Genomic DNA, 1,980 nt, shown 5'->3' with positions numbered 1-1,980 from the left:
TCTTCGGCCCCATCGGCAACATTCCACCTGCCGAGGCAGAAGCCGCTTACTATGCAAATCTCGCTGAGTCTGTCATTGTGGCATGACGCAAGCAAAACGGTCTCCGGAAAACCCGGGGCGGCTCACTTCTTTCGGCTTGCGTGACATCCGCAGCACGTTGCACAGGATCCTTCACTTTTCGTTTCGCTTCGGCAACGGCTGGCCGGGCACGAGTATCTGGCGAGCGCGATATCGACGTACATGCAGGACGAGGAATGTTCGCCGCCCGCAGCGGCGATGAAGGCGCGCGAGCGCTGGCAGTTGCGTCTCGCGCTATCGATTGACCCGGAGGAAACCTGATGTACCTACATTCGCGCGCGCAATACTCGTATAGCGTCGAACCGCCCTTTATCTGCATCATCGATCACAACGATGGCGCGCGCTCCGTAACCAATGACGCCGAGCGCGTCATCGCCGATCTGCTCGCCGATGGCTTTCGCGTTGATGAGTACGTCATCATCTATCAGGACAGCGAGGGCGTATGGGATCGCATGCTGACCGCAGACGGCGCCTTCCTCTGCTTTGAGTCTGTCTGCGAGTTAAAGAGCAGGCGAAGCGCGTCATCAATGGCGAGGCGCCGTATAGCCCGTCAATCTGAAGGGCGGCAGTGGTCTGTTTCTCGGAGCCCGGCGGCCCCCACATCAAAAGGGAAGGGTCTGAAACATGACAACGAAGACGACAACCATTAGCGCGAAGCCGGTCTATCTCGACCCGCATGCGGCGGCGACATTCGTATCGCTATCGGAAGCGACGATTCAAAAGCTGGTGCGCGAGAATGAGTTCCCGCCGCCGCGCAAGATATCCGCGAATCGGGTGGCCTTTCATGCTTTCCGACGGCGTCGTCTATGCAGACCTCGGTACCGACTACTTCAGCCGGCTCGACATTGGCAAAACCATCCAACGCCTGCTCAAGCGGCTTGCCGATCTCGGCTACAACTCGCAACCGGCCCCTTTCTCATGAGCGCTTCTTACCAGCAACTGGTTGCGTGTTTTCAAAAACGAAAACGCGCAACCAGTTGAAAAAAACATTTTATATCTATGTGATGGGCGATCGGTGGCATGATGGCAGCAATCCCATAGGGTCTGCGGTCTCGATCTTTGCTTGTGTGCGCACAGGGGGTTTTCGGGATTAGACAAGGGTATGATGCGTTTGGCTGGCGAGAGTGCGATCCTCCGGTTCCGTCACCTCCTCGCAACACACGGCTTGGCCGCGTGATACGCACGCTGGTCAACGAGGTCCTGAGCGAGCAAGGCTTGATGCTGAAGGCAGGGTCGGCGGTCGATGCGATCTTGATTTCGGCACCCAGTTCGACAAAGAACGGCTCTGATACACGGGGCCCGGAGACGCACCAGATGAAGAAGGAGCCAGCAGCAGTTTGGATAGACGAAGGCCCGGTATCGAGGGTTGATGAAGGGCACCGCGCAGATCACGACACTGTTTGCACTGGCCAACCGTTGGACGGCGCGCAAGGCTTTACGCGAAACGTGAAAAGCCCATCGGTCTCGGCAAACGGAGGTCGTCATGCTTCGAAAGCCGGGCGACCACTGCGCTGGATCGTACGTGCCGGTGCCCCGTGGCGTTTGTTACCCAATGACTTTCCGCCGTGGGAACTGGTCTACCAGCAGACGCAACGCTGGATTCAGGCGGGCTGCTTCGAGGCCATGGTGAGCGATTTGCGTTCGATCATCCGGGTCGCCCAGGACCGCCGTGGTCAACCCAGCGCGGTCATCCTCGATGGCCGTACGCAGCAATCGACGTGCGAAAGCGGCGCACGCGCAGGCTACGACGGATACAAACGCAAGAAAGGCAGCAAGGTGAACCGCCCCGGGATTTCCGGAGGCTCCACTTCTTGAGAAAATGGAGCTATGGAAAACACGAAGAAGAAGTGCCCAAGGTACTCGCCTGAAGTTCGTGAGCGGGCTGTGCGAATGGTTCTGGAA

2 protein-coding genes and 3 pseudogenes are annotated in these 1,980 nt (G+C 58.3%); all 5 read left to right on the top strand.

The genetic code is table 11. From position 1 onward, the window contains the following. Positions 1 to 338 precede the first annotated feature (338 nt). Complete coding sequence (locus AB3X89_RS39580; protein ID WP_368587979.1) at positions 339 to 728, top strand: hypothetical protein; 390 nt, start codon at positions 339 to 341, stop codon at positions 726 to 728. Next, a pseudogene (locus AB3X89_RS39575) lies at positions 703 to 816 on the top strand (hypothetical protein); the annotation flags it as partial. The gene AB3X89_RS39580 and the pseudogene AB3X89_RS39575, both read left to right, overlap by 26 nt. 46 nt (positions 817 to 862) lie before the next feature. Continuing rightward, positions 863 to 1,000: a hypothetical protein gene (locus AB3X89_RS39570; RefSeq protein WP_368587980.1), complete on the top strand. Its 138-nt coding sequence runs from the start codon at positions 863 to 865 to the stop codon at positions 998 to 1,000. A gap of 132 nt (positions 1,001 to 1,132) precedes the next feature. Further along, positions 1,133 to 1,528, top strand: a pseudogene (locus AB3X89_RS39565) (hypothetical protein); the annotation flags it as partial. Positions 1,529 to 1,584: 56 nt separating this feature from the next. Continuing rightward, positions 1,585 to 1,860 (top strand): annotated as a pseudogene (locus AB3X89_RS39560) (transposase); the annotation flags it as partial. Positions 1,861 to 1,980: the final 120 nt, after the last annotated feature.

This window comes from Paraburkholderia sp. BR14320 (genome assembly GCF_040948665.1).
Classification (GTDB): Bacteria; Pseudomonadota; Gammaproteobacteria; order Burkholderiales; family Burkholderiaceae; genus Paraburkholderia; species Paraburkholderia youngii.
The sequence above is the reverse complement of the archived record's forward strand: the minus strand, read 5'-3'. Positions and strand labels throughout refer to the sequence as shown.

Bases quoted from the DNA above. Each gene is read 5' to 3' on its own strand.
- AB3X89_RS39580 (WP_368587979.1), top strand. From the start codon at position 339: ATGTACCTACATTCGCGCGCGCAATACTCGTATAGCGTCGAACCGCCC.
- AB3X89_RS39570 (WP_368587980.1), top strand. From the start codon at position 863: ATGCTTTCCGACGGCGTCGTCTATGCAGACCTCGGTACCGACTACTTC.